Source organism: Actinoplanes rectilineatus, assembly GCF_000962825.1.
Lineage (GTDB): Bacteria > Actinomycetota > Actinomycetes > Mycobacteriales > Micromonosporaceae > Actinoplanes > Actinoplanes rectilineatus.
This window is the reverse complement of sequence record NZ_JZKF01000035.1, coordinates 63,688-89,453: the sequence shown is the minus strand read 5'-3', so window position 1 is coordinate 89,453 and position 25,766 is coordinate 63,688. Positions and strand designations below refer to the sequence as shown.

The 25,766-nt window shown below is 71.3% G+C and carries 24 protein-coding genes; 12 read left to right on the top strand and 12 right to left on the bottom strand.

Translation table 11 applies throughout. The features are described 5' to 3' along the window. Positions 1–433 precede the first annotated feature (433 nt). Complete coding sequence (locus WH85_RS25185; protein ID WP_045744459.1) at positions 434–1,171, bottom strand: class I SAM-dependent methyltransferase; 738 nt, start codon at positions 1,169–1,171, stop codon at positions 434–436. Between the two features lie 338 nt (positions 1,172–1,509). Next, complete coding sequence (locus WH85_RS25180; RefSeq protein WP_045744458.1) at positions 1,510–2,355, bottom strand: helix-turn-helix transcriptional regulator; 846 nt, start codon at positions 2,353–2,355, stop codon at positions 1,510–1,512. A 330-nt stretch (positions 2,356–2,685) separates the two neighbouring features. Between WH85_RS25180 and WH85_RS25175 the strand changes: the two genes are divergently transcribed. Continuing rightward, complete coding sequence (locus WH85_RS25175) at positions 2,686–3,483, top strand: SDR family NAD(P)-dependent oxidoreductase (RefSeq protein ID WP_045744457.1); 798 nt, start codon at positions 2,686–2,688, stop codon at positions 3,481–3,483. A 187-nt stretch (positions 3,484–3,670) separates the two neighbouring features. Here WH85_RS25175 and WH85_RS25170 read toward each other — a convergent pair whose 3' ends face one another. Both WH85_RS25170 and WH85_RS25165 read right to left on the bottom strand, forming a co-directional pair. Then, complete coding sequence (locus WH85_RS25170) at positions 3,671–3,913, bottom strand: hypothetical protein (protein WP_045744456.1); 243 nt, start codon at positions 3,911–3,913, stop codon at positions 3,671–3,673. Positions 3,914–4,120: 207 nt separating this feature from the next. Beyond that, positions 4,121–5,650: an HD domain-containing phosphohydrolase gene (locus tag WH85_RS25165; protein WP_045744455.1), complete on the bottom strand. Its 1,530-nt coding sequence runs from the start codon at positions 5,648–5,650 to the stop codon at positions 4,121–4,123. 99 nt (positions 5,651–5,749) lie between these two features. Here WH85_RS25165 and WH85_RS25160 point away from each other — a divergent pair, with 99 nt between their 5' ends. Next, complete coding sequence (locus tag WH85_RS25160; RefSeq protein WP_045744454.1) at positions 5,750–6,151, top strand: nuclear transport factor 2 family protein; 402 nt, start codon at positions 5,750–5,752, stop codon at positions 6,149–6,151. A gap of 191 nt (positions 6,152–6,342) precedes the next feature. Here WH85_RS25160 and WH85_RS25155 read toward each other — a convergent pair whose 3' ends face one another. Both WH85_RS25155 and WH85_RS25150 read right to left on the bottom strand, forming a co-directional pair. Next, entirely contained in the window at positions 6,343–6,963 is a 621-nt protein-coding gene (locus WH85_RS25155; RefSeq protein WP_083449246.1) for a DUF4232 domain-containing protein, read from the bottom strand. Between the two features lie 266 nt (positions 6,964–7,229). Further along, positions 7,230–7,796: a TetR/AcrR family transcriptional regulator gene (locus WH85_RS25150; RefSeq protein ID WP_045744452.1), complete on the bottom strand. Its 567-nt coding sequence runs from the start codon at positions 7,794–7,796 to the stop codon at positions 7,230–7,232. Positions 7,797–7,970: 174 nt separating this feature from the next. On the opposite strand from WH85_RS25150, the gene WH85_RS25145 reads away from it, so the two are divergent. From WH85_RS25145 to WH85_RS25115, 7 genes are all read left to right on the top strand, one after another. Next, on the top strand, positions 7,971–9,395 hold the full coding sequence (locus tag WH85_RS25145; RefSeq protein WP_052720781.1) for an MFS transporter: 1,425 nt from the start codon (positions 7,971–7,973) through the stop codon (positions 9,393–9,395). 221 nt (positions 9,396–9,616) lie between these two features. Beyond that, complete coding sequence (locus WH85_RS25140) at positions 9,617–10,033, top strand: OsmC family protein (RefSeq protein ID WP_045744451.1); 417 nt, start codon at positions 9,617–9,619, stop codon at positions 10,031–10,033. A 67-nt stretch (positions 10,034–10,100) separates the two neighbouring features. After that, positions 10,101–10,358, top strand: coding sequence for a hypothetical protein (locus tag WH85_RS25135; protein WP_157411206.1), 258 nt, complete (start codon positions 10,101–10,103; stop codon positions 10,356–10,358). Between the two features lie 46 nt (positions 10,359–10,404). Beyond that, complete coding sequence (locus tag WH85_RS25130) at positions 10,405–12,558, top strand: MMPL family transporter (protein ID WP_045744449.1); 2,154 nt, start codon at positions 10,405–10,407, stop codon at positions 12,556–12,558. A 75-nt stretch (positions 12,559–12,633) separates the two neighbouring features. Next, positions 12,634–13,305 carry a response regulator gene (locus tag WH85_RS25125; protein WP_045744448.1) on the top strand — a complete coding sequence of 224 codons (672 nt, stop codon included), beginning with the start codon at positions 12,634–12,636 and terminating at the stop codon, positions 13,303–13,305. Next, complete coding sequence (locus tag WH85_RS25120; RefSeq protein WP_045744447.1) at positions 13,302–14,453, top strand: sensor histidine kinase; 1,152 nt, start codon at positions 13,302–13,304, stop codon at positions 14,451–14,453. The genes WH85_RS25125 and WH85_RS25120 overlap by 4 nt, the downstream gene beginning before the upstream one ends. 61 nt (positions 14,454–14,514) lie before the next feature. Beyond that, complete coding sequence (locus tag WH85_RS25115; protein WP_045744473.1) at positions 14,515–15,939, top strand: WGR domain-containing protein; 1,425 nt, start codon at positions 14,515–14,517, stop codon at positions 15,937–15,939. A gap of 507 nt (positions 15,940–16,446) precedes the next feature. Here the strand turns inward: WH85_RS25115 and WH85_RS25110 are convergent. The 3 genes from WH85_RS25110 to WH85_RS25100 are packed head-to-tail and all read right to left on the bottom strand — an operon-like array spanning position 16,447 to position 18,860. After that, on the bottom strand, positions 16,447–17,313 hold the full coding sequence (locus WH85_RS25110) for an SMI1/KNR4 family protein (protein ID WP_245674082.1): 867 nt from the start codon (positions 17,311–17,313) through the stop codon (positions 16,447–16,449). Between the two features lie 20 nt (positions 17,314–17,333). After that, positions 17,334–18,164 carry a YwqG family protein gene (locus tag WH85_RS25105; protein WP_045744446.1) on the bottom strand — a complete coding sequence of 277 codons (831 nt, stop codon included), beginning with the start codon at positions 18,162–18,164 and terminating at the stop codon, positions 17,334–17,336. 21 nt (positions 18,165–18,185) lie between these two features. Then, on the bottom strand, positions 18,186–18,860 hold the full coding sequence (locus WH85_RS25100) for a DJ-1/PfpI family protein (RefSeq protein ID WP_045744445.1): 675 nt from the start codon (positions 18,858–18,860) through the stop codon (positions 18,186–18,188). Positions 18,861–18,931: 71 nt separating this feature from the next. Here WH85_RS25100 and WH85_RS25095 point away from each other — a divergent pair, with 71 nt between their 5' ends. After that, the gene (locus WH85_RS25095) at positions 18,932–19,888 is read left to right on the top strand and encodes a GlxA family transcriptional regulator (protein WP_045744444.1); all 957 of its coding nucleotides are present in this window, start codon (positions 18,932–18,934) and stop codon (positions 19,886–19,888) included. Between the two features lie 72 nt (positions 19,889–19,960). Here the strand turns inward: WH85_RS25095 and WH85_RS25090 are convergent, their stop codons facing one another. Together WH85_RS25090 and WH85_RS53805 are read right to left on the bottom strand one after the other, a co-directional pair. Further along, positions 19,961–22,606: a DUF4132 domain-containing protein gene (locus WH85_RS25090; RefSeq protein WP_045744443.1), complete on the bottom strand. Its 2,646-nt coding sequence runs from the start codon at positions 22,604–22,606 to the stop codon at positions 19,961–19,963. Next, positions 22,606–22,728 carry a hypothetical protein gene (locus WH85_RS53805; protein ID WP_281179080.1) on the bottom strand — a complete coding sequence of 41 codons (123 nt, stop codon included), beginning with the start codon at positions 22,726–22,728 and terminating at the stop codon, positions 22,606–22,608. The genes WH85_RS25090 and WH85_RS53805 overlap by 1 nt, the downstream gene beginning before the upstream one ends. A gap of 71 nt (positions 22,729–22,799) precedes the next feature. On the opposite strand from WH85_RS53805, the gene WH85_RS25085 reads away from it, so the two are divergent. After that, positions 22,800–23,375, top strand: a complete 576-nt coding sequence (locus WH85_RS25085) for a GIY-YIG nuclease family protein (RefSeq protein WP_083449248.1) — start codon at positions 22,800–22,802, stop codon at positions 23,373–23,375. Here the strand turns inward: WH85_RS25085 and WH85_RS25080 are convergent. Continuing rightward, positions 23,372–23,935 carry a TetR/AcrR family transcriptional regulator gene (locus WH85_RS25080; RefSeq protein ID WP_245674081.1) on the bottom strand — a complete coding sequence of 188 codons (564 nt, stop codon included), beginning with the start codon at positions 23,933–23,935 and terminating at the stop codon, positions 23,372–23,374. The two genes, WH85_RS25085 and WH85_RS25080, sit on opposite strands and share 4 nt — an antisense overlap. Positions 23,936–24,074: 139 nt before the next feature. Between WH85_RS25080 and WH85_RS25075 the strand changes: the two genes are divergently transcribed. Then, a complete protein-coding gene (locus tag WH85_RS25075) occupies positions 24,075–25,568 on the top strand; it encodes an MFS transporter (RefSeq protein ID WP_083449244.1) in 1,494 nt (497 codons plus the stop codon). Positions 25,569–25,766 lie beyond the last annotated feature (198 nt).

Genomic DNA, 25,766 nt, shown 5'->3' with positions numbered 1-25,766 from the left:
GAACTTGAAAGCCCGCTTCACCGTGCGCTTGGACATACCTCACATGTTAGCACGCTTGTTTGTAACCGATCTTGCGGGCAGGCTGCGGGTAGACGCCGAGTTCGCCTTGACGGCGAATCGGCTACCCCTGACCTGCTCCGCAGGAGTCCGTTTCCTCTCCGGCCTGAAGGCCGGAGTATCCACGGAGGCATCTGATGACGGTACGCAGGCCCGGCACACGGCGAGCGAACGCCACCCGGCTCAGACGTCCAGGGGCGTCCTGCGGAGATCGGCAGTCAGGCAGCTGATCAATCGCCCGCAGGGGTTCGCTGTTTCCGGTGCCCGTAACCGCGGAAACGCGGCGGACGATTGATCAACACCGATGACGCTCCAGAAATCGAGCACGCGAAACTCCTCTCCCAAGCTTCTACGGTGGCCCGCCCCGGCCCGCTGGTCAGCGGATCGCCACCACGATCCGCTCTTCGAGGTCCTGGAAGACCACGTCGACCTCGCTGAAGCCCGCCTCGCCCAGCGCCGCCCGCTGGAACTCCAGGCTCGCCCCCGCCCAGTCCCGCGAACCCTCCGGCCACAGCTTGCGGCGCTCGGCGAGGGCCTCGGCCAGCTCCGGGCGCTGTTCGACGGACGCCCACCAGTCCGCCCAGGACTCGGCCCCGGCATTGATGCCCCTCTGCTGGCGGGCCTCGTCGATGGCCTTGCAGGCGGCCTGCAGGCGACCACCGGACGGCAGCGGCACGTGGTCGGCGTTGATCAGCACACCGCCGGGCCGCAGCAGCCCGGCCGCGGTCCGGTAGACGCCGGCCAGGTCCGGCGGCGACAGCCAGTGCAGGGCGGTGCTGGACAGTACCGCGTCGAAGGTGCCCAGGTCACCGGCCCAGGACGGTTCGCGCAGGTCCGCGCGTACCCATTGCAGCCTGCCGTCCTGGTCGCCGAGCGCGCCCTCGCCGATGGCGAGCAGTACCGGGTCGACGTCCACGGCCACCGAACGCCCCTGCGGGAACCGGCGCAGGAACCGCTCGCTGATCGCGCCGGGGCCGCACGCCAGGTCGAGGACGGTCAGTTCGGGTGCCGGGCACAACTGGGCGAGGACGTCGAACATCACGTCGTACACCCGGTCGCGCTGTTCGATGTAGACGGTCTGCTGGGCGTCCCAGCGACGCAGTAGGTCGATCATGAATGCTCCTGTGGCTGGCTTTTCGCTAGTCTCGCGTGGGTGTGCCCGGCGGCGATCAGTTCCTGATGGCCAGGTCGAGCGGTCTGCGGCTCAGCAGGTGAGCCTCCATCAAGGATCGCGACACTATTGCATCTTCCTTGCAACAGCTATAGATATGCAATATGTCGGGGGTCTCTCCGTCACCCGAGCCAGTCGTTGCCGGGCAGACCGGGGAGCCTGGTGATGTCCAGCTCCGGTCTAGATCCGCCGCCGGGCCGAGGCCGAAGTGCTCCACCGGCCGGCGCACCCGCTCGGCCGCGACGATGGTGAGCCGCCCGGAGACCCCTCGAAATCAGCTGTCACGACACTTCGGTGAACGACTGAAGGCCGATGGTGCCGAGCAGGCTCAAGGTACGGGCATCGGCGGAACCCGGGGCCGCGGTGTAGATCACGATCCGCAGGTCACTGCCTTCGACGGTGAGGACGTCGCAGTCGAGGGTCAGTGCTCCGACCTGCGGGTGGAGCACGGTCTTACGGGTCGCTGCGTGGCGGGCCACGATTCCGTGCCGCCAGAGTTCGTCGAAGCGTGCGCTGGTACGCCTCAGGTCGGCGATCAGGGTGCGGAGTGGTTTGTCGTCGGGGTGGCGGCCGGCCGCGGCGCGCAGGTCGGCGACGGCGGCGGTCTCGAATTCGGAATCCTGTACGGGGGTGGCCACGATCCGGGTCGGTCCGCCGGTGAAGTGGCGCCACAACAGGTTGCGCTGACGGTCGGTCTCACCCTTCATGTCGCCGAGCAGGGCTTCGCCGAGCGGGTTGACGGCAACCAGGTTCCAGGCGGCGTCGAGGACCATGAGGGGGACGTCGCCAAGACGGTCGAGCATGCGCTGGACACCTGGGGTCAGGTGCCGGTTGACGCCCGCGGTACGAGGGTTGGCGTGCCCGGCGAGGTGAAACAGGTGAGCGTTCTCGTCATCGCTGAGCCGCAGTGCCCGTGCGAGGGCTTCCAGGACCGAAGGTGACGGGTTGCCGGCGCGGCCCTGTTCGAGGCGGGCGAGGTAGTCGACGGACACCCCGGCGAGGTGGGCGACCTCCTCGCGGCGCAGACCGGGTGCTCGCCGCAGGTTGCTGGTGGACAGCCCGACACTCGCCGGGGTAACGCGGTCTCGCCAGGTGCGCAGGCACCGGGCCAGTTCGTCGTGGTTCACCCTCTGATCATCGCGCGTCGTGGGCTGATCAGCGTCGCCCTGCCAATCCTAGGCAGAAGCGGTCTCTCGTGCCCCCGGCCGGGCGGCGGCACGGTAGTGGTGCAGCGGCCGAGTCCTTGGCCGCACAGGTCAGGGAGCGTCATCGATGAACCGACCGCACCAGGCGCGACGTCCTGGTCCCGATCCTCGGGCCGGGAAGTCCGACGAGGAGTTCGACCGGGCCCTGGTCGTCGACACCCGAGCGGTGTTCACCGCGGTCATCGCCGCCGCTCGGCCCACGCCCTGCAGTCCGCCCGTTCCCGCTGTTCCTACCGTTGTGGAGAACCGACCATGAGCACGCACCCGAACCACCACCCCGCGCCCATCACCATCGAGGCCCGCCGGCTCGAGGGCAAAGTCATCCTGATCACCGGCGCCTCCGCCGGTATGGGCGAGGCCGCCGCCCGCCGGTTCGCCGCCGAAGGAGCCCGGGTGATCGCCGGAGCCCGGCGCACCGACCGGCTCGAAGCACTCGCGAAGGAACTGTCCGCGACCGGCAACGAGGTGGTCGCCGTCCCGCTCGACGTCACCGACGAGGCCTCCGTCGCGGCGGCGGTCGCCACCGCCGTCGACCGGTTCGGCCGGCTCGACGGTGCGCTGAACGCCGCCGGGATCACCAGCGACGGCACACCGCTGCACGAGAAGCCCACCGACGTCTACGACCGGATCATGGACATCAACGCCAAGGGCGTCTTCCTGTCCATGAAGTACGAGATCCCCGCCCTGCTCGCCGCCGGCGGCGGCTCGATCGTCAACGTGTCGTCCATCGGAGGCATGGTCGGCGTCGCCGGCATCTCCGAGTACGTGGCATCGAAGTGGGCGGTCAACGGTCTCAGCAAGAGCGCCGCGCTCGAACTGGCCTCCTTCGACATCCGGGTCAACGCGCTCGCACCGGGTTCCACCCGCACGGAGATGTGGGACCAGCTTCCGGTCCACTTCCAGGAACACCTCGCGGCCATGGCCCCGATGAACCAGATCGCCCTGCCCGACGACATGGCCCGCGCCGCGCTGTTCCTGCTCTCCGACGAGAGCCGCTGGACCACCGGTGCCATCATCCCCGCCGAGGGCGGACACCACATCGGTCGATGAAGGACCCGTGGCCGGGGCCCCGCGGCCCCGGCCACACCACCCTGCCGGGGCCTCAGCGGGGAACGGCCGTGCAGTTCGGAGGATCGTCACCGCCACCACGGTGACGATGGCCGGAGCAGTCAGATCGCTCCTGCTGGCGATGGCGGCACGGGCAGGAGCCGGTTCGAGGCCACCGGCCGTGGTGCGGTCATTCCCGCGCGGCCAGTACAGCGACCGGCCGGCCCAGGGTCGCCGACCAGGTGGTCAGCACACCGGCGGTCCCGGTGATCAGGAACCCGACCAGGACCACCGTCGCGATCAGCAGCCACGGCAGGTCGAGGGCTGCGGCCCCGGACACCGCCCCGGTGGTCGACAGCGCGGCCGGCAAGGTACCGCCCGCTGCGAATCCACCCAGAACCAGGCCGATCATGGTGACCAGCGAGGACTCCACGAGGGGCTTTCCCTACCCTGCTCGGTCTCGGCGCAGTGAACAGCGCGGCGCGGTGCGCCCACCCCGCAGGGATGCGCCCACCGGATCGCCCGGCACGGTCACATCGATGATGGTGGTCAACTGCTTCCTTCCGTCGTCGAACACCGGCAGCCTCGACGTGTCGGGTGCTCACTCGACAGGTCAGGAGCAGCCGCCTGCATCCAGGCGTCAGGGCAGGAGGCCGTGGTCCATGCCGAACAGCGCGATGCCGGCACGCGTACGCCGCCCGGTCTTGTCGTAGATGTGGGCGAGGTGGTGCCCGACCGTCCGCGGTGAGATCGACAGCTCCGTGCCGATCTGACGGTTCTGCAGCCCGCGGGCGGCCAGCCGCAGCACCTGCACCTCCCGCTCGCTAAGTCCCGCGGGCAGCAGCCTGCGTGGCGCCCGGACACCCATCGCTTCGATCACCAGCCGAGCGCTCTCCGGATCCACGCCGCCGTCGTCGGCGTCACGGATCAGCAACGCCGCCGCCTCGTCCAGCGGGTACGCGGGCCGGTGCGCCCGGGGTTCGGTCAACGCCGCCAGCATGTCCGCCGCGCCGATGATCCGCGCGGGCAGCGGCAGAGCCCTGGCGTTGTCCCCCCGGTGGTAGCCGTGACCGTCCCCACGTTCGTGGTGTGCCGACGCGATCGGGGCCAGATGGGCGAGCGCCGGTACCCGGGACAGGATCCGGTGCGTCCAATAGGTGTGCAGGCGGATCTTCTCGCTCTCGGCGAGGCTCAGCCCGCCGGGCCGGTCCCAGATCCCGGCCGGTATGCCGACCCGGCCGATGTCGTGCAGCAGCGCGGCGCTCCGCAAGAGGGCCAGTTCGTCCGTTTCCAGCCTCGCCACCCGGCCCGCTGCTTCGGCGAGGTCGGCCACGTGCCGGCTGTGCCCGAGCAGCCACCTGCTCTTGAGATCGACGACCCGGGCCAGGGACTCCGCGAGCCTCGGCACCGACCCGAAGGGGACGGTCACGTGCGGCTCAGGCTCGGCCTGCAGGACGGCGGCGATGGAGTCCGGACCGTTCAGCGCAGCCAGCAGGCTCGCGGCGCCGGCGACGAACACCTGAGCCATCTCCGGGTCCAGGTGCCCGCCCGACCGCCGGCTCACCTCGTCGATCGCGGCGCTGACACCGCCTCCGGCGTGGGCGAGTACGGCCTGCTCAGCAACGTGGACGATGCGGGCGGCCGCCGACACTTCGGTTCCGGCCCGGCCGTCGGGGATGCCGAGGCCGTCCCATCGTTCGTAGACGTCGTCGAGCGCGGCGACCGACTCCGGGAGCAGACCGAACTCCACGCCGAGAGCACGGCTGGTCTCGCATCCGTTGCGCATGGCCTGCACGCCCGCCGTCGGCAGCACGTCGACGAAGGTGCGGGCCAGACCGGTGGACGCCGTGCCGGCCCATTGCCCGAAGGTGGCCAGTTGCCGGGCGAACACCACCTCGTCGCCGACGTCGAGCCGTTTCAGGTAGGCCTGGAAGGCGACGTCGTCCCCGAAGAGCTCAGACAGCTCCGGCGCGTACGACGTGCACCCCACCGACCGCAGCAGCGCGGTCTCGAACACCGCGCGCACCACACGGGGGTCGGCGGACCAGCCGCGGGCCAGCGCCGTCGCCACCACGCAGGTACGCAGCCCCTTCTCGAAGTCCATGCCGGTGGCGAGGTCGGTGGTCAAGGAGAGCGCCGCCAGCACCTCGGCCACCCTGATGGTCCGCATCAGCGGGCCACCCCCGGCGATAGGTCGCACGACCGATGTGGCGCGGACGGCCCGGACCGACCATGGATCCGCACATCGCACTTCCAGTAAGGGGAAACCATGCACGAGCAGACTGCTCCCGTTGATGTCGTGGCCGATCTCTATGCGGCGCTGGGCCGTGGGGACGTCCCGGCGCTCCTGGCCGGCCTGTCTCCGAACATCGCCTGGGTGGTGCCGGAGGGGCTGCACTACGGTGGCACCTACCGCGGCCGGGACGAGGTTCTGAACAACGTCTTCGCCCGCTTCACCGCCGAGTGGGACGGCTTCGTCGTCGACCCGGCCGAGATCGTGCCCGCCGGAGACGTCGTCGTCGCGCTGGGACACTACCGGGGGCGGAGCCTGGCGACGGGCAAGGTGATGGCGACCCGTTTCGTTCACGTGTGGCGGTTGCGTGACGGTGTGCCGGTGCACTTCGAGACGGTCATGGACACGTACACGATGCGGGCCGCGGCACAGAACTGAGCGGATCGGGGAGATCGTCGCACGACGGTCTCCCCGGCCGCCCGGGGCGAGCCACTCAGCCCATGTGTTGATCATCGATGTCCCGGTGTTCCCGTCTGATGCTGAGGTCAGGCGTCACCTTGCACCACAGGGCTGTTCATCGGTCAGGTCATTCGTTGCTCGATTCTCGTGACGTGATCATCGGCGTCTGCTCAGTTCGCGGCGACCGTGAGCGGCTGGAACCTGTTCACCGCCATGTCGCCGGAGACGGCTGCCGTGCCCTGCAGCACGCTCTCGCCGGATGGCCAAGGCACGCTGATCGGCTGCGGGTCGCCGGGTACCGCGATGAGCAGCGTGGCCGGGTCCCAGGGCTGCTCGCTGTCGGTTCCGTCCAGGTAGACGAGCACGGCCTCCGCAGCCTGGCCTGCAGGGATGCGCACCTCGCCGGCCTCACCGTCGAGTGGCAGGTCGAGTGACGCCGCCCATCGGCGGGTGGCCGGGCCCTCCAGCCGGCCGGAGATGCCGCCCGCGACGAAGCAGGTCGCGGCCGAGCGGTTGGTCAGCACGACCCTCATCGAGCCCACGGCGACATCACTGAGCTGGCCCGTCTCGGGCGTGCCGAGAGCGGCGGAGAGGTCGCTGGACCGGCAGTCGCTCTCCGCGGCCGGCGGGGACGCAGCGGAGCTGCCCACGGGCGCTGCGAAGCTGCCCGCAGGCGCTGCGGCGTTGCCCGCGGGCGCCGCGGCGGGCTCGCCTGCAGCACAGCCGGCCAGCAGCACCATGCCCGCACAGACCGCGGCGGGCAAGTATCCATGAGCAGTACGTGGGTTCATCGTCGGTCCTCCTGGGCTGCGGCCCGCGGTCGCGCCGATCGCTGCGGCACAGGCGCGGCAAACAGTCCACACCGTCACCCGGCGGAGTGTCCGAACACGAGGCCGGATGTGCTCACCACCGCAGGAGAGGCGCGGTGCTTCCACATCCGGCGGCGCATGACCAGAGCACGGCTGAGGAGTTGACCCGGCGCGGCGCGATGTCGCCGCGCCGGCGCCGTGCCGGTCTCGGCCCGGTGCACTGACCCGGATCCGGCAGCGGGAACGGGTCAGGACGCCTGTTCGGCGGTCAGGCCGATCAGGGCCAGGTCGAGCAGGCGTTCGGCCTGGCCGGGTTCACCGGATCGGTCGAGGGCGAGGGCGATGCCGGTCAGCAGGGTGAAGACCTCGGCGGCGGTGACATCCGGCCGGGCTGCTCCGGCGGCGAGCAGGGACTCGATCGCGGCCATGATCTGGTTGGGGCTGTCCGCATACGGGTTGACTCCGGAGTCCACCACGGCGCGCAGGGCGTCGGCCATCCCGAATTTGGCAGTGGTGTATTCGATCAATCGGCTCATCCACGCGCGCAGCGCGTCCTTCGGGGGATGGTCCGCCAGTAATGCGGGGGCGGCGGCGCAGAGCCGGGTCAGTTCGTTGTGGTAGGCGGCCGCGATCAGCGCCTCCCGGGTCGGGAAGTTGCGGTAGAGGGTGGCGCTGCCGACGCCCGCCTCTTTGGCGATGCGCTCCAGGTGGGTGCCGAGTCCCTCCTCGGTGAAGATGCGAACCGCCGCCGACAGGATCCGCTCGCGGTTGCGCTGTGCGTCAGCCCGTAACGGGCGTTCTGTGCTCCTGGCCACCGGTGTTTCAGACCCCCTCACTGGATAAGTGGGGGCGCCCCCACTTATGCTGAGACTAAGTGGTGGCGCCTCCACTTCCAGTCTAGGGCAGTCCTGCCCTCGATCGATTCCGCATGCCCGGACCCGCGAACCGAACGGCGCGGGCGGGCGGCACAGCACAGGGAGTGCAAACAAGTGAGCACCTCGCTCAACGACACCGGGACACCGCAGGCGAACACCGCTGCCGTGCCGGCCCGGCACCTGACCGGCGGCATGGCCCTCATGCTGCTCGCACAGCTCATGTTCGTGCTCGACACGACCATCATCAACGTGGCGCTGCCACGCATCGGCACCGGCTTGGGCTTCGTGCCGGCAACCCTGTCATGGGTGGTCAACGGATACGCGCTCGCCTTCGGTGGCCTGCTGCTGCTGGGCGGCCGCCTCGGTGACGTCCTCGGCCGCCGGCGCGCCTTCATCATCGGCGTCGCCTTCTTCACCCTCGCCTCACTGGCCGGCGGACTGGCCCCCGCTCCCGGCTGGCTGATCGCCGCCCGTGCCGTGCAGGGCGCCGGTGCGGCGCTGGCCGCTCCCGCGGTTCTGGCGCTGCTCACCGTCAGCGCCCCGGACGAAGCGGCGCGGCGCCGGGCCCTCGCGCTCTTCTCCGCGGTCGGCGTCGGCGGCGGCACCCTCGGCCTCGTACTGGGCGGGGTGCTCACCGAGTACGGCTCATGGCGCTGGACGATGTTCGTCAACGTGCCGATCGGCGTAGTGGTGCTGGTGCTGGTGCCGCGGCTCGTCAACGCCGTCCCCGGGTCGCCGGGACGATTCGACGTCCTCGGTGCGATCACCGCGACCGGCGCCGCTACCGGCGCCGTCTGGGCTCTGATCCAAGCGCCCGAGCGCGGCTGGACCTCGCCGAGCGTAGTCGGCGGCCTGGTCGCCGGTGCGATCCTGCTGCTGGTTCTGATCGTGACGGAACGCCGCGTGGATCACCCCCTGCTGCGGCCCGCTCTGCTGCGTGACCGGCGGCGGGTCACCGGCTTGATCGTCTCCACGCTGGTCTTCGGCGGCCAGATGTCCATCTTCTTCTTGGTCGTGCAGTATCTCCAGCGTGAGCTGGACTTCACGCCGCTCGCCGCCGGCCTGGCGTTCGTGCCGATGACCGCCGGGATCTTCGCGATGTCGCGGTTCACGCCACGGCTGGTGGGGCGATTCGGGCAGACACCGCTGCTTGTCATCGGCTGCCTGGGGCTCACCGCCAGCTACGCCTGGCTCAGCGCCGTCGGCGACACCGACGGCTACGCGACCGCTGTCCTGGGGCCGCTGTTGCTCAACGGTGTCGCCGCCGGGCTGACCTTCATGCCGGCCGCCTCGCTCATCCTCGGCGGAATCGCCCCGGCTGACGCCGGCGCCGCATCCGGTCTCATGCAGACCTCCCAACAGCTCGGCGGCGCGGTGGGACTCGCGGTCATCGTCTCGGTGTACGCGGCCGGGGCCGTCCCCGAGGCATTCCTGCCCGGTGCCCGCGCTGCGTTCCTCACCGCGGCCGGCTTGACCGTGCTGGCCGTCATCACCGTGGTGGCGCTGCTGGTCCGGCGCAGAACCGCACCCGCCGCCTGATCGAGAGTCCTCAAGCTCGGGGTCCGCTGACCTCGGGAGCCAGAGACGTGACGGCGCCGGAATGAATGCGGACCGTCCGCACGAGCAGTACGCCGGCCGGCTCGAGGTAGCGGTGGATGCCACCCCACGCGGTACTCACGCGCGGGGTGGCATCCACCGCGGCGGAAATGAGCACTCGGTGGACTTCCGGATGGCAACTGTGGAAACGGATCCTCACGGGCATGACCATTCGTACCTCCAGCGCTGTCTGGAACGGCGACCTCAAGTCCGGTACGGGCGACATCGCCCTCGGCTCGGGCGCCCTGAACAGCGCGTACACGTTCGCCTCCCGCTTCGAGGACGGCGCCGGCACCAATCCGGAAGAACTCATCGCGGCGGCCCATGCCGCCTGCTTCTCCATGTTCCTGGCCAACGTGCTCGCCGGCGCCGGTCACACGGCCGACTCCGTGCGAACCGTCGCGGCCGTGACGCTCGGCGACGGTCCCGCGATCACCGGCATCGCGCTGACCACCGAGGCGCGCGTGCCGGGCCTCGCCGCCGAAGCCTTCGCCACTCACGTCGAGACCGCCAAGGCCGGCTGCCCGATCTCCGCCGCCCTCGCCGCCGTCCCGATCACCGTGACGGCCGCTCTGATCTGAGGCTCCGCTGCGCCGCCCGGCCGGGCACGGCCGGGCGGCGGGCGAGCCGGCACGGATTCCCCCGGAAGTGACATCGCGTTTCACCCCCGTGGAGTACGCCGGTCCGCTACCGCAGGTGTCCGGTGTCCTGACGGTCAGTCGGGGCGGACAGCACGGGGCGGAGGGTCCGGTGTACGAGCCCCGCCGCTCGTTGCCGCACTTCCCCGGCCTGACGCAGGACACCGGGATCATCGGCGAGCTCGAGTCCGGGGAGGAACTCCGGGACGTACCGCGACCGCGGTACACCGCATCACCGCAGCGGGTTGACGATTCCGGCCCCCGCTGACGAGACGCTGATCAGGCCCTGCTCGACCGCCTGAAAGGCCACAGTCTTGTCGACCCTCGCACACTGGTGCTTCCGCCGGCGGTTCGCCGTCGCCGGGGGCTGGATCGTCGCCCTGGTGGCCCTGGCCGCCGTCGCCCTCGCCGGCGGGACCGCCTTCACCGACTCCGCCGACCTGCCCGACAGCGAGTCGGCGACCGCGTACGCGCTACTCGCCGAGTCGACCGGCCAGGCAGGAGCGGACACGGAGAGCGGCACCGTCGTCTGGCACACCGGCGGTACCGCCGTCGACGCCGCGAACGTCAAGAAGGACGTCGCCGGGATGCTCGCCCGCATCGAGGCCCTGCCCGGTGTGCAGGGTGTCGTCAGCCCCTACGACAAGGCCGGGTCCGGTCAGCTCAGCACCGCGACGAACACCGCCTACGCCCGGGTCACGCTCGCCGCGGACGCCGACACCGCAGCGGTGACCGCGGCGGCGCTCGCCTACGACAGCGCGGACTTCGACGTCGAGGTCGGCGGGCAGGCGTTCACCGAGCAGCCCGGCGCCTCGCACGGCACCGAGGCGGTCGGCATCGTCGCCGCCCTGGTGATCCTGGTGTGGATGTTCCGGTCCGGCTGGGCCGCCGCGCTGCCGATCCTCACCGGCGTCGTCGGCGTCGCCGCCTCCCTGCTGCTGGTCATGATCGCCTCACACGCGGTGGACCTGGCCGCGACCAGCCTGACCATGGGCGCGCTGATCGGCCTGGGCGTCGGCATCGACTACGCGCTGTTCATCGTCAACCGGCACCGGCAGGGCCTGCTCGCCGGCCGTTCGGTACGCGACAGCATCGCCGCCGCGCTGGACACCTCCGGCCGGGCCGTCGTCTTCGCCGGCGCCACCGTGATCGTCGCCCTGCTCGGCATGTTCGTCGTCCAGCTCGGCATCCTGACCGGCATGGCCCGCGCCGCCGCGGTGACCGTGCTGTTCACCATCCTGGCCGCGATCACGCTCCTGCCGGCACTGCTCGGGATGCTCGGGCACCGGGTGCTGTCGCGGCGGCAGCGGGCCGCCCTGACGGCGGGCGCCCACCCGATCGCGTCGCACCGGCCCAGCCTCTCCTACCGGTGGGCCGGCCTGATCGACCGGGCGCCGTGGCGGTCCGCGACGGCGGCGCTGCTGGTCATCGCGGTGCTGGCCGCGCCGGTCACGATGATGCGTGTCGGGGACGCCGACGCCACCAGCGACCCGGCCGGCACCCCGGCCCGCGCGTACCACGATCTGATGGCGCCCGCTTTCGGCGACGGTTTCGACGCTTCGCTGCTGCTCGTCGCCGAGGTGCCGGATCCGGCCGCCGCCACCGCGTTCACCGCCCTCACCAAGACCCTGGCCACTGTTCCCGGTGTCGCCGCGGTCGCACCGGCCGGGAAGACGGTCCTGACGGTGATCCCGCGGACCAGCGCGCAGACCGAGGAGACCGCCGATCTGGTGCACCGGCTGCGCGACGAGGTGATCCCCGCCGCGCAGACCGGCACGGACCTGCGGGTGTACGTCGGCGGCACCACCGCGACCAGCATCGACATGTCGGACGCGCTGATGGGTAGGCTCCCGCTGTATCTCGGGCTGATCGCCCTGCTCGGCTTCCTGCTGCTGGCCGTGGCGTTCCGCAGCATCCTGGTGCCGCTGGTCGGGGCGCTCAGCAACCTGGCGACGATCATGGTCGGCCTCGGGGCGGTCACCGCGATCTTCCAGTTCGGCTGGGGCTCGGAGCTGCTCGGCGTCGGATCCGGCGCCCCGATCATGTACCTGATCCCGGTGCTGGTCGTCGGCGTGGTGTTCGGCCTGTCGATGGACTACCAGGTGTTCCTGGTGAGCCGGATGCACGAGGAGTGGACGCACACCCGGGACAACCGCCGGGCGATCCGGGTCGGCCTGACCGAGACCAGCCAGGTGATCGCCGCCGCGGCCACCATCATGCTCTGCGTGTTCGCGTCCTTCGGGTTCAGCGGCGAGCGGATCGTCTCCGGCATCGGCATCGGCCTGGGCATCGCGGTGCTGATCGACGCGTTCATCGTCCGCCTCACGCTGATCCCGGCACTGATGCGGGTGATCGGCCGCGCCAACTGGTCCTACCCGCGCTGGGCGGACCGGGTCACCCCGCGCGTCTCGATCGAGGGACCGGCCGAGCCGGCCACCGAGCAGCCCGCGACCGCCGGCGTCCGCTGACCTCCGTTCCCCGCCGCCCGGGTGGATGCGCCGTGCGCGTACACCCGGGCGGTCCTGTCCCGGAAGAATGATCACGTGACCATTCGAGTGCTGCTCGCCGACGACCAGGCCCTGTTGCGGGCGACGTTCCGCCTGCTGCTGGACGCCGAACCCGACATCGACGTGGTCGGCGAGGCCGCCACCGGCGGGCAGGCCCTGGCGCTGGCCCGCGAGGCGCGCGCCGACGTCGTACTGATGGACATCCGGATGCCGGACATGGACGGCATCGAGGCGACCCGGCGGATCGGCGCGGACGACGACCTTGCCGGGGTACGCGTGCTGATCCTGACCACGTTCGAGACCGACGAGTTCGTGGTGGCGGCGCTGCGGGCCGGTGCCAGCGGTTTCCTCGGCAAGGGGGTGGATCCCGCGGACCTGCTGCAGGCGGTCCGGACCGTGGCGTCCGGCGAGTCGCTGCTGTCACCGAGCGCCACCACCGCGCTGATCGGGCGTTTCCTGGCCCAGCCCGATCCGGCGCAGGTGGCCGTCGCCGCTGCGCTGGGCGAGTTGACCGTCCGGGAACGGGAGATCACCGCGATGGTGGGTGCGGGGCTGTCGAACTCCGAGATCGCGGCCCGGCTGACCATCAGCGTCGCCACGGCGAAGACGCACGTCAACCGGGCGATGATGAAGACCGGTGCCCGCGATCGCGCTCAGCTGGTGATCTTCGCGTACGAGAACGGTCTGGTCCGGGCGGGCAACAGGTGATCAGCACCGGGCGGTTCGCGTGGCGCGTCTGGGTGCCGCCGTTGCTGGTCATCATGATCATGATGGCGACGGTCGCGTACCAGCGCGGAGAACTGCTGCGCAAGCCCAACGACAGCCAGCTGATCGTGATCCTGACCGGTGCGACCGTGCTGCTGCTGCGCCTGTGGCAGCCGGTCGCCGTCACGGTCGTGACGCTGCTCGCCGGCGTCGCCCTGCCGTTCGTCGCGGGCCACCTGGTGCTGATCGACGTCGCCGCCGTCGTCGCCTTCTACACCCTGGCCACGCTGCGGAGCCGCCGGATCTCCTGGACCGCCGGGGCGATCGGCGCCGTGGCCCTGACCGCCGCCGCGATCCCCTGGCAGCCGGGCGGCCTGTACGACATCGCCAACCTGGTCCCGGCCAACTACGTGCTGATCGCCGTCGCCCTCGGGGTGGCCTCCAGCGACCGGCAGGCACTGCTCGCCCAGATCCGGGAGCGGGCCGACCTCGCCGAACAGACCCGCGAACAGGAGGCCCGCCAGCGGGTCCGCGAGGAACGCATCCGGATCGCCCGCGACCTGCACGACGTGGTCGCCCACCACATCACCCTGGTCAACGCCCAGGCCGGGGTGGCGCACCACCTGATGAACGCGCACCCGGACAAGGCCCGGGACGCACTGGCCGGGATACGCGACACCAGCCGGGCCGCCCTCGACGAACTGCGCGCCACGGTCGGGCTGCTGCGCGCCGACGACGACCCGCCGGACAGCCTGCGGCCGGCCCCGTCACTGGCCGAGGCGGACGCCCTGATCGACGGCTTCCGCCAGGCCGGGCACGACATCCGGGTGACACGCACCGGCACACCTCGGCCACTGACCGGGGCGGTGGACGTCACCGCGTACCGCATCGTCCAGGAGGCACTGACCAACGCCGGCAAACACGGCACCGCCCGGCAGGCCGACGTGGTGTTCGACCACGGCGACACGTACCTGCGGATCACCGTCGTCAACCCGGCCCGGCCCGGACACCGCGGCGAGGGCACCGGGCACGGGATGACCGGCATGCGGGAACGCGCGGAGGCGGTCGGCGGTCGGCTGACCTGCGGCATGGGCGACGACGGCACGTACGCCGTCCTGGCCGTCCTGCCCCTTCCGGACCCGGCCGCGTGAGAATGTCGTACCCCCTCGCTATGTTCTGCGTCGTTCCCCCTCCTGCCGAAAGGTGGCCCGGATGCCGGCCGACACGACGTACCTCGAGCTCTCCCAGGACAGTGGAAGCGCCCACAAGTTCTACGAGGTGACCATCGACGGCACCGACCTGACCGTCCGCTACGGACGCATCGGTGACCGCGGCCAGGTCAAGCAGTCGTCCTACGCCACCGAGGACAAGGCACGCGCCGAGGCGTCCAAGAAGATCGGAGAAAAGGTCCGCAAGGGGTACGCACCTGCCGTCATCGGTCAGCGGCAGCCCCGTTCCATCACCCGTCGGCAGATCGTCAGCACCCGGTCCACGGCCAAGCGGGCCCCCGTCCTGTGGCGTTACAAGTCCGGCAGCCCCGCGTTCGGGGTGTTCGTCGACGACGACGTCTGCATGGTCGGCAACGAGGCCGGGCTGATCACCACGCTCAGCCACCAGGCCGAGGTGCAGCAGCAGTTCCGCCTCCCGGACGGCGTCAAGTGCATCGTCGCCGACGACCGCTGGATCTACGCCGGATGCGACGACGGCAACGTCTACGACCTGTCCGGCAAGGTGCCGCGCCTGGCATACCGGATCGCCCCCGAGATCGACATCTACTGGCTGGACATCCACGACGGTGTCCTGGGCGTCTCGGACGCGAACGGCGGCATCGCCGCCATCGACCACGAGGACGAGTTCCTGTGGCAACGGCCCGGCCGCGGCACGTCGGCGTGGATGGTGCGCTGCGACGACAACGCCGTCCACCACGGCCACAGCGCGGGTGTCACCAGCTACGACTGGCGCACCGGCCAGGAGCTGTGGAACACCGGCACCCGCGGCTCGGTCCTGTTCGGCTGGCAGGAACGCGACACCGTCTACGCCGGCACGTCCGCCAACCAGGTCGTCGAGCTCGGCAAGGACGGCAGCCACCGCCAGACCTACCGGTGCGACGCCGCCGTGTTCTCCTGCGCCGCGGCCGCCGACGGACGCTACATCTTCGCCGGCGACAGCTCGTCGTCCGTCTACTGCTTCGACGCCGCCGGCACCCGCCTGTGGAAACTCTCCACCGGCTGCGGCTCCGCCTACTCGATGCAATACCACAACGAGCGCCTCTACATCGTCACCACCGACGGCTCCCTGGCCTGCATCGACGCCAGCGAGCAGGCGATCCAGTCGGCGGTCGGCGGCACCGTCCCGGTCGCCGTCGACGTCAAGGCCCCGCCCCGGATGGCCGAGGTGGCCCCCTCCACCACCGTCGAGGTCGTCCACGACCCGGCCGACGGCATCGTCGTCGAGTGCGTCGAGGAGTCCGGCCGCCTGCGCATCCGTGTGGTCACCTCGGGCTACCACTCCGACTGGCAGGTGCAGTTCCCCAAGGGCATCCGCCAGAGCGGCACCCGTTACGTCGTCACCGGCATCCGCGAGGCCTCCCGGGGCGGCTTCTACCGCGCCTACGGCGAGATCCGCCGGCTCTCCTGAGTTTCGTATCCCGTCCGGTGTCCCGGAGGTCGCGCCGGCACCACAGCGCTGCACCTCCGGGCCCGCGCCCTTGCCGGTGCCGCCACCGGCAAGGGCGCCACCGGCAAGGGGCTGCCGCCAGGCGGTTGACTGCCGGGATGGAGGCCATCGAGGCCGGCTCGCGTAGCTGCGGGGCGCTCCAGCCGAGCATCTGCTCGAGCAGGCGGAGGGTGTGCTCGATGTCGAAGCGGCACAGCGCCACCGATGCTGATGTCGACCGGTTAAGCCTCGGCATGGCGGACTTTCCCATCTGCCTTCGCCCGTCGCGCGAACAGGACAATCGCCGCCACGGCCGCAGCCACGCGAGGCATATTCGCGGGCTCGCTCTCATGCCGCAGACAACGCGCGGTCGTGGCTTGTCGCGACCCGCACCCGCTCGATCGCCGGCACTCCCCCTAGCCGCCCTGAACGACGCAGCGGACTGGTCCGCGGGGGCGTCAGGTCGGAGCCGGAGGTTGAACGGCAAGCTCAGCGGTCGTAGGAGTGCGGACCGCCGAGCCGGCTGCTCAAGTACCAGGACTGGAGGACGCCGGTCAGCAGGTCGGCCAGCGCTGTCGCGAATCCGGATCCGTACTGCTCCCACAGTGGTCCCCGCTCCTTGAACACCACCGGCCAGTCGTCCGGCGGCACACCCGGTCGGACATGCCAGTAGAGGAAGTCGCCGTTCCCGGTGTGCCCCCAGGAGATCAGGTCGTCGCCGGGCTCGAACCATGCGGGGACGTCCTCCCGGCCCGGGGTCCACCGCGACGCGTCGCCCATGCTCCACTCCCGCCGCCAGTTGCCCGGTCCGAAGAACTCCAGGCCGGTGCACTCGTGGGCGTACGAGTTGTGTTCGACCAGATCCACCCACTCCTCGGGCGCGCCGGGGGCGCACACCTGAAGGTGGTCGTCGACCGAGCCCGGGCCGTAGGCGTCGATGAACGCCTTGTAGTCGCCGGGCAGGGTGACACCGAGTTCGGCCTCCACCGCCGACCAGTCACCCGCATGATCGGCCGCGGGTGGCAGACCCAGGATCGCCGCCAGGTGCGCGACAGCTTCCACCGGTGTCCGACGGGTCACGACGCGGTCCGCGACGGTACGCTCGCCGGACACGATCTCGGCCGGCCGCAGCAGGTCACCGCCGGTGCCGCTCACGATGGCGTACGACTCGGTGAGCTCCACGACGACCAGGTTCACTTCGCGTCGCTCCCGGCCGGGCTCGGTGCGGGCGAGCCGGAAACGCTCACCCGGCTGCGCCCAGTGCCGCGGGTGATAGCCCGGTTCGCCCGCCAGCCGCCACCCGCCCGGGACCGCCTCGACGGCCTCGACGGAGAACTCGAACCGTTCGATACGCACGCCCGTATGGTGCACAGGCGTCAGGGGTTCCAGTCGACGAGGGTCCGGGCCTGGTCGAAGCGGCGCTCTATCAGGTCGTCGCGGCGGATCATCCAGAAGATGGTCGCGCCGCCCGGGCGGCCGCCGTGGAACTCGGCCAGCAGCAGCCAGCCGTCGGGGTTCGCCGTCTCGGTGTCCGGCTCCTCCTCCGGCTCCTCGTCTCCCCTGTCGAATCGGATCACCGCCTGGACCGGGTCCAGGCCGTTGTCGTCGGTGCCGTAGCCGCCGATCAGCAGCGGGGTCCGGTGTCCCCGGTGGGCGAAGACGCCGTCCGGAACGCCGAGCAGGACCTTCTCCCACACCGCGGCCAGGGCTGCGGCGTGGGGATGTCCGGGAAGGATGTCAGCCGCGTACGGCAGGGAGATGTCCGCGGTGAGGCGCAGGTCGCCGGGCCGGAGTTCGGCGTAGACCTCCGCGTACTCCCGTTCGTCGGGTGTGAACGGCGGCGGGTAGGGCTGCCGTTCCTCGACCACGGCGTCGGCCGGAACGTATTTCACCTGGCCGAATCCGTCCTCCTCCGGCCAGCCGAACAGCAGCAGGCGGCCGTCGGCGGGAAGAGGAAGGTCGGTCGTCCCGGCGGGGAGGGCCGCACAGTCGATGGTGGCGATCAGCGGGAACCACGGATCCTCGACGCCGGCGGGAAGCAGCACCGGACCGCGGACCGCGCCGGCCACCGGGCCGTCGCCGTCCTGGGTCAGCAGCGCGCACGGGCGGGCGAGGTCGAGCCACCGGTCGACGTCCGCGGCGGGGATGCCCTGCCGCAGCGCCTCGGCACGGACCTCGTCGGCTATCCGCACATTTCGATTGGTCACGGGAGGACCGTAGACGACCGCTCAGTTCGCGTTCATCAGCGGGACGATGGTGGCGAGGGCCTCGCGCATGTTCTCCGGGCTGGTGGCCGCGGTGCCGGACACCTCGGGATCCCACGGGTGTTCGAGGATGCCGGCCACCGCACGCGCCATCGCGACGCTCTCGAACCGTTCGATGAGATGCAGCGCCATGTCGATGCCGGCGGTGATGCCCGCGCTGGTCACCACCTGGCCGGCGTCGACCCAGCGCTGCCCGCGGACCACGTCCACCTCCGGATGCTGTTTCTCGAGGTCGTCCAGGGCCAGCCAGTGGGTGGTGGCGGGCCGCCCGTCCAGCACGCCCGCCGCGGCTAGGACCATCGCGCCGTTGCAGACCGACGTCATGATCGTGCCGCGGGCGGCGAGTGCTCGCATCCGGTCCAGGTGGGCCTGGTCGCCGCGGAGCGCTTCGACGCCCATGCCGCCCGGCTGCACGATCAGGTCGGGCAGCGGCTCGTCGTCGAGGGCGCCGTCCGGGGTGATCGTCAGCCCCAGCGCGCAGCGCACCGGTGCCCCGTCCGGGCTGGCGGTGCGGACGTGCACGTCACGGGTCGTCGCCGTCTGCCAGATCCGGAGGGTCTCCCACGGGCCGGTGAAGTCCAGTTCCTCGACGCCGTCGAAGACCAGGACGGTGATGCGGTACGGCTGCGTTTCGCTCATGTCCTCATCCTCGAGCGGCGGCCCCGGCCCGGACGAGTAGCAGGATTGCCCCTGCTCGATAAAATCCCGCCATGACCGATTCGACGCATCCCCGGCATCGTGTCGCGGTGCTGGCCCTCGACCGGGTGCAGCCGATGGAGCTCGGCATGCCGTTCCAGACGTTCGGCCTGCACGAGCGCCGCTACGACGTCATCCTGTGCGGTCGCGCCGCCGGCCCGGTCCCGACGGTCAACGGCTGGTCGGTCACCGCCCCGCACGGCCTGGACGCGCTGGTCGCCGCGGACACGGTGATCGTGCCGGCGTTCGACTGCTTCAGCGAGGACACCCCGGACGATGTGATCGCCGCGCTCCGGGAGGCGCATCGCCGGGGCGCGCGGCTCGCCTCGATCTGCACGGGCGCGTTCGCCCTGGCCGCCACCGGTCTGCTGGACGGCCGGCGGGCGACGACGCACTGGCAGTTCACCGACGAGTTGGCCCGCCGCCATCCGGACATCGAGGTGGACCCGAGTGTGCTCTACGTGGACACCGGCTCACTGATCACCTCGGCGGGCGTGGCCAGCGGCATCGACCTCTGCCTGCACCTGCTGCGCCGGGACTGCGGCGCGGCGGTCGCCACCCGGGTCGCCCGGGGCATCGTCGCCGCGCCGCACCGCGAGGGCGGCCAGGCGCAGTACGTGACACGCCCGGCCGCCCCGCCCGACCGCAGCGTGTTGAGCGCCACGATGGACTGGGCTCTGCAGCGTCTGGACAGCCCGCTGACGGTCGCCGCGATGGCCGCCCACGCCGCGGTGTCCGAGCGGACGTTCGCCCGCGTCTTCGCCACGCAGCTCGGCACCAGCCCGATCAGGTGGCTCACCGCCGCCCGCATCGGCCGGGCCCGGGAGTTGCTCGAGACGACCGACGCCGGCATCGACCACATCGGCCGGGCGTGTGGCCTGGGCAGCCCGGCGAACTTCCGCCACCACTTCCGCCTCGCCACCGGCACGACCCCCACCGACTACCGCCGCACCTTCGCCCCCGGGCGATGAACAACCGGGCAGTGAACAACCGGGCAATGAACAACCGGGCGATGAACAACCGGGCAGTGGACAACCGGGCGGTCACAACTGGTGCAGGATCACCGGGTCCTTGATCTTCGTGTCGGCGGCCAGCAGCAACACCTTGCTGATGATCTCGGAGAGCCGGCTGTCACCCTCGAACGGCAGGTACACGTCCGGTTCGGCGGCCCGCGCCGCCGACTCCGGAATGATGCACAGGTACCGGTCGTCCGGGGCGATCAGGATGTTCCCCGAGCCGTAGTGGATGCGGTAGGTGTGCAGGTCACCGCGTACCTCCAGGAACTTCTCGCCGAGAGTGCAGCGGTCCGCGACCGCCAGGCGCGGGATCAGGCCGGACAGCACCTCCCGGCGGGTGTCGCCGGACGGGGTGAGGTCGCCGAAGCTCGCCCGTGACCAGTAGTCGCGGAACCGGCCGTGCGGACCGCCGTCGAACCAGGTCGGGTCGCTGCCGACGCCGGCCACCGCCACGAACAGGTCGGCGTCGCGCATGACCTCGCTCAGCAGGACGGGTGGGATCTCCGCCAGCGGCACGGGCACGCCGCCCGCCCCGAGGAACCGCAGCTGGTCGGTGGCCATGGTGTCCCACACCATCTCGTCGTCGCCGGCGTCGATGCCGGCGACCGACAGTTCGACCGTCAGTTCGCGGTCCGGCAGGTGCAGGCGCGGCGGGTCCTGCGTGTAGGGGTCGTTGCGCATCTGCGAGTAGGACCAGCCGCGCCGGGCCAGCAGCGCGTTCAGGCGGTGCTGGCGGACGATGTGCGCGGCGAACCGGTTGGAGTAGGTGCCGGTGGCCCGTTCCGCATCGGTGAGCAGGTATCGCTCGCGGTGTGCCTGCTTGAACGGCTGGGTGATCCGGTGCCGCGCCAGGAACTCCCGCCACTGTCCCGCCGACGGCGACGTCACCGGATGCCACAGCCGCACGACCACATCGTCCGCGAAGGAGGCGAAGTCCACCACCGTGTCGTCCACGGTGCGCAGCGCGTTCTCGGCCCAGCACACGGCGACGCCGTCGACGTTCCAGATCAACCGCCTGGCGAGGGTACGCGCCAGAGGGTGCTCCAGAAAGCGTTCCCGCCACTGGGCCCCGGTCCATTCCCGGTCCCGTCGCAGCAGCCCGTCCAGCCGGTCCCGGGTGGCGATCAGTGTCGCGCCGATGTCCTTGACCGTCGTCTTGAGGTCCTTCAGCTCCTCCGCGTGGTCCGCCCGGATCTGCGCCGACGGGGCCTTCACCGGCTTACCGGCCGGGTTGTGCCAGGTCACCGTCGCGTCCACGCCGTCGATCCGGACGTCGTAGCTGTAGTCGCCGAGTTTGTCGGTGAGCGGCAGCCCGTACCCCGGAAGGGCCATCTCCTCGACGTCCTCGCGGGCGATCCCCTGGGCCGTGGCGCGCGCGTCCAGGCCCTTCTCGACGATCTTCAGGGTGCTCTTGTACGTCAGCCGCGACGCCAACCGGGCCAGTTGTGCGACCGCGGCGGGGTGCTCGGTCTCCACCAGGACCGCGACGGCCGCGTTCGCCAGTTTCGGGCTGGCCGGCCCGTGCCCGGGAACCTTGCGGGTGGCCCGTTCGGCGATCTGGCCGACGTGCCGGAGCAGGTCCTGCGACGGCGGGCAGAGCACCCGCGCCCACAGCAGACCGGACAGCAGCCGCACGTTGTGCCGGTCCGGCAGCCGTGCCGGGACGGCCACCAGGTGGTAGCCCTCGTAGGTGTGCCCGACGGTGTACGCCGGACGGCTGCGAGGCGCCCCCACCAGCGACAGCCAGCCGTCGACGCGGGTGGCGAACTCCTCGGCGCCGACCGCGGCGAGCAGCGGCCCCGCCTGCCGGGCCCAGGCCGCGGACGGCCGGGCCTGGTCGCGGACCGGCACGCAGTGGACGAGCAGCGCGTGCCACGCGGCCCGCCGGTCCGCGGGCATCGCCTCGATCTCGGTGGCGGCCCGGTCGGCCCACGGCTCGCCCGGGTTCGGCACCGGCCAGAACGTGTCGTCGACGTCCTCGTCGAGGTGCCACATCTCGAACCGCATCCGGCGCCAGAGGGCGAGCGCTCCGGGGGCGGACCGGCCGGCCCGGTGTTCGGCGGCGATGTGCTCCCAGGCCCAGTCCTCGAGGTACAGGCGGTAGAAGACGCCCACCCGGTCCAGCCAGTCCCGCGTGTCCAGTCCGCCGGCTGCCAGCAGCCGCCCGGCGAAACGTCGCGGCGACCGGGAGCTGTGGTCGTCGGTGTCGGTCCACTCGTCGAACAGCGCCTGCCGTACCGGCGCCGGCTGCGCGCAGAGCACCGGGAGCGCACGCTCCCACATCTCGTCGACGGCGGACGTCCAGTCGTCGCTGTCCGGGCCGTGGAGACCCACCGACGTCCGGTCCCGCAACCCGGCGACCACCTCGCGTGCCGCGGCCAGCCGCTGCTCGTGATCCGCGTCGGCGCTCTCCAGCACCGTGACGGTGGCGACGACCTGTTCCGCCTGCCGGACCGCCTGGGGCAGCAGCGGATGCTGTTCGGGCAGCAGGTCCCGGCCGGCCAGCGAGTCGATCAGGGACTGTCGCTGCGCGGCCGGGGCCCAGCCGCACACCAGGCCCACCACCTCGGTGAACTCCCGCAGGTCCTGGTCGTCCACCTCGTACTCCGGCCAGACCTTCCGCAGGTGGGACAGGCTGCCGGTGACCAGCCGCAGGGTGCGCTCCGGCGTCATCAGCCGCCCACCAGCGGACGAGCTTGAGGAAGGTGACCCGGGTCCCGGCCCGCGGCCGCACCGGCCCATCCGGGCGCCGGCGCCCCGGTGGTGGCCTCGTCCAGGATCGTGATGATCGGCATCGCGGCAACCTAACAGCCCCCTACGACAGGAGCGCGGCCGTCCACGACACCCGGGGCCTACCATGGCCTCGATGACAAGTTCTGAGACACCACTCGCCGACACCGCTCCCGCCCGCGCCCGGGCGGAGGAGGCGCTGCGCCTGCTGACCGGCACGCCGTATGCCCTGGACGTCGCCGTCAAGAGGATCGGCCGCGGCAGCGGCGTGTATGCGTGGTGGGCCGCCCCGTCGGTCTTCCCCGATCTGCCCGGGACGCCGAACCCGGAGGTCCCGTCGCTGCGGATGCTCTACCTCGGCCGGGCGACCAGCCTGCGCGGCCGGGTCCTGCGCAACCACCTGCGGCGGTCGGGCAGTTCGACGCTGCGCCGCACGCTCGCCGGCCTGCTGGTGTCCGAGGGTTACCGGACGACCTGGACCGACCGTGTCGTGCTGGTTCCCGCCGACGAGGACCGGCTGACCGCGTGGATGTTCGCGAACCTGCGGCTGACCTGGGCCCAGGACGCGGAGCCGGCGTCGGTCGAGGCCACCCTGGTCCGTCGCCTGCACCCGCCGCTGAACGTCAGTGGCGTCGACCCCGAGCACGTCCGGCCGGCCGTGGTCGCGGCCAAGGAGGCTTACAACGCCTCAGCCGTGCCCGCCGACATCTAAGGGATCACCGTCGCGACCAGCGCGTGCAGCGGGTTGAGCATCTCGGCCTCGGTCGCCGTGGCCAGCGGTTCGAGGTCGAGGTTGGCCCGCATCATCGCGATGCCCAGTGCCGCCGCCAGGACGAGCTGGGCCCGCAGCAGCGCCTCGGTGTCCGGCGGTTCGGCGGCTCCCGCGGAGACCGCCAGCCTGCTGCTCATCGCGCACAGCAGGGTCCGGCGCATGGTGTCGGCCCGCTCGTCGCCGGAGCTGCGGATCAGTAGCAACAGGCCTTCCAGCAGGGCCGGGTCGCCGGTCGGGGACGTCAGGCGGTGGGCCAGCGCCTCGGCCACGTCGGTGAAGACCATCCCCTGAGCCGCGGCCTTGAAGTCCGTGACGGTGGTGCGCAGGCACTCCTCGAACAGGCCTTCCTTCGACGTGAAGTAGCGGCTGATCAGCGCCACGTTGACGCCGGCCCCGTCCGCGATGTCGCGCACCGTCGTCGTCGCGTACCCCTGACGGGCGAAATGGTGCCGGGCGACCGCGAGCAGGCGGTGGCGGGTCTGGCTGGCGTTGCGCGTCACCAGCGCAGGCTAGCGCCTGCGTGACAGCAGGTAAACACATGTTGACTTGCCGCTGATGTGACGTAAGCGATTGTTGACTTAACGGCTGAGCTGCCGACTAATAGGTAAGCAAGCGTTTACATCTAGCCGCGAGGAAACCATGACTCAAACGACCCAGGAGCACGAGGCGGCCGCCGCGGGCGACCGTCCGGGCGGCGGGATGCTCGTGCTCTACCTCGCACTCGGCGGCCTCGCCTTCGCCACGCTGCAGTCGCTGGTGTCCCCGGCGCTCTCCACCATCGGCCGCGAACTCGGCGCGAGCACCGCCGACGTCAGCTGGGTGGTCACCGCCTACCTGCTGTCGGCGTCGGTGCTCACCCCGGTCCTCGGCCGGCTCGGCGACATGGTCGGCAAGCGCCGGGTCCTCATCGGGGTCCTGACGATCCTGGCCGCCGGCACGCTCGTCGCCGCGCTCGCCCCGAACCTGACCGTGCTCATCGTCGCCCGCGTGCTGCAGGGCGCCTCCGGCGCGATCCTGCCGCTGTCGCTCGGCATGGTCCGCGACGAACTGCCCCGCAAGCGGGTCCCGGGCATGGTCGCCGTGCTGTCGGCGATCAGCGGCATCGGGGCCGGCGTCGGCATCGTCGCCGCCGGGCCGATCGTGGAGCACCTGTCCTGGCACTGGCTGTTCTGGATGCCGCTGGTACTCGTCGTGATCGCCCTGTTCGGCGCGGTCTTCGGCATGCAGGAGTCGCCGGTCCGCACGCCCGGCCGGCTCGACTGGGTCGGCACCGGCGCCCTGTCGGTCACGCTCGTCGCGCTGCTGATGGGCATCAGCAAGGGCCAGTCCTGGGGCTGGGGCGACGCGAAGACGATCGGCCTGCTCGCCCTCGGCGCCGCCGGCCTGCTCGCGTTCGTGCTGATCGAACTGCGGGTCAAGGAGGCGCTGATCGACATGCGCCTGATGCGCAACCGTACGGTGTGGGCCACCGACCTGGTCGGCCTGATCATGGGCTTCGCGATGTTCGGCGCCTTCCTGGTGATCCCGATGCTGCTGCAGCTGCCGGCCGCCCTCGGCTACGGCTTCGGCAAGCCGGTCTCGCAGATCGGGCTCTACCTGCTGCCCACCGTCGTCGGCCTGGTCGTGTTCGGTGTGGTCGCCGGCGCCCTGGTCCGCAGGTTCGGCCCGAAACTGCCGATGGTCCTCGGCGCGGTACTCGTCACGATCGCGTTCGCGGTCCCGGCCATCGCCCACGACCAGATCTGGCAGCTGCTGCTCTCCGGTTCACTGACCGGCGCCGGCATCGGCCTCGCGTTCGCCGCGATGTCCAACGCCATCATCGAGGCCGTCCCGGCCACCCAGACCGGCCAGGCCACCAGCGTCAACGCCATCGCCCGGACGATCGGCAGCAGCATCGGCACCGCGGTCATCGCCGCACTGATCACCGCCAACGTCAGCCCGCAGGGCGTACCGACCGACGACGCGTTCACCATCGCCTTCTGGACCTGCTCCGGGGTCGCCGTCCTGGCGATCGGCGCCGCCCTCGCCGTCCCGTCGGCCCGCCGCCGCCACGAGCAGTCGGTCGCCGCGGGCGTCGACGACCTGCCGCCGGAGCCGGTGGAACTGCACCTGCCGCACCGCCAGCACGCCTGAGCAGCGCATCGCACCGCCAGCACGCCTGAGCAGCGCATCGCACGGCCGGGCCGGACCACGGGACAGCGTGGTCCGGCCCGGCCTTTCCGGTCACCGTGCTTTTCGCGTACGCCGGAAAAGACGTCCCGAGAGCGACCCGGGCACCTCGCGCGACCACCACCGGGAGACCCGTTGCGTTGATTACGCACCGCGGGACGG

Coding starts and splice junctions, on each gene's coding strand:
- WH85_RS25090 (WP_045744443.1), bottom strand. CDS start 22,606: ATGACGCCGGAGCGCACCCTGCGGCTGGTCACCGGCAGCCTGTCCCAC.
- WH85_RS25155 (WP_083449246.1), bottom strand. CDS start 6,963: ATGAACCCACGTACTGCTCATGGATACTTGCCCGCCGCGGTCTGTGCG.
- WH85_RS25175 (WP_045744457.1), top strand. CDS start 2,686: ATGAGCACGCACCCGAACCACCACCCCGCGCCCATCACCATCGAGGCC.
- WH85_RS53805 (WP_281179080.1), bottom strand. CDS start 22,728: ATGCCGATCATCACGATCCTGGACGAGGCCACCACCGGGGCGCCGGCG.
- WH85_RS25075 (WP_083449244.1), top strand. CDS start 24,075: ATGACTCAAACGACCCAGGAGCACGAGGCGGCCGCCGCGGGCGACCGT.
- WH85_RS25095 (WP_045744444.1), top strand. CDS start 18,932: ATGACCGATTCGACGCATCCCCGGCATCGTGTCGCGGTGCTGGCCCTC.
- WH85_RS25115 (WP_045744473.1), top strand. CDS start 14,515: ATGCCGGCCGACACGACGTACCTCGAGCTCTCCCAGGACAGTGGAAGC.
- WH85_RS25140 (WP_045744451.1), top strand. CDS start 9,617: ATGACCATTCGTACCTCCAGCGCTGTCTGGAACGGCGACCTCAAGTCC.
- WH85_RS25085 (WP_083449248.1), top strand. CDS start 22,800: ATGACAAGTTCTGAGACACCACTCGCCGACACCGCTCCCGCCCGCGCC.
- WH85_RS25185 (WP_045744459.1), bottom strand. CDS start 1,171: ATGATCGACCTACTGCGTCGCTGGGACGCCCAGCAGACCGTCTACATC.
- WH85_RS25160 (WP_045744454.1), top strand. CDS start 5,750: ATGCACGAGCAGACTGCTCCCGTTGATGTCGTGGCCGATCTCTATGCG.
- WH85_RS25100 (WP_045744445.1), bottom strand. CDS start 18,860: ATGAGCGAAACGCAGCCGTACCGCATCACCGTCCTGGTCTTCGACGGC.
- WH85_RS25165 (WP_045744455.1), bottom strand. CDS start 5,650: ATGCGGACCATCAGGGTGGCCGAGGTGCTGGCGGCGCTCTCCTTGACC.